Consider the following 342-nt stretch of genomic DNA (forward strand, 5'->3'; position numbering starts at 1 on the left):
GGTTCGACCGCGACGACGTCGTAGCCGCGCGCGGCAAACCAGGCGGCATCGCGGCCGGAACCGGCGCCCACGTCGAGAATGGTCGCGCCCGGCGCGGGCAGCAAATCGAGCAGGTCCGCGTGCACATGCTCAAAAGACAGGGACTCGTAGCGGTCGACGAGTTCTTGCGCGTTCTGTTCGTAGTGGGGGATATGCGTCATCGGGCGCTTGTTGGTTATTGCTGTTGAGCTACGCCATGTATTGTAATTGTGAATCTACTTGTCGATGCGGCAAAATTGCTCTACCATTGGCACCCTTCGCAAGCCAACCCATTCTGAAAAGGAGATCAAAAAAATGAAAAAC

Annotated in this window: 1 protein-coding gene; it reads right to left on the reverse strand. The window is 56.7% G+C overall.

Going from position 1 to position 342, the window contains the following annotated elements:
* On the reverse strand, positions 1-200 hold a 200-nt coding region (locus tag D0817_RS25105), incomplete at its 3' end, for a class I SAM-dependent methyltransferase (RefSeq protein ID WP_368773386.1).
* Positions 201-342 lie beyond the last annotated feature (142 nt).

The organism is Flavobacterium cupreum (assembly GCF_003996965.1).
Classification (GTDB): Bacteria; Bacteroidota; Bacteroidia; order Flavobacteriales; family Flavobacteriaceae; genus Flavobacterium; species Flavobacterium cupreum.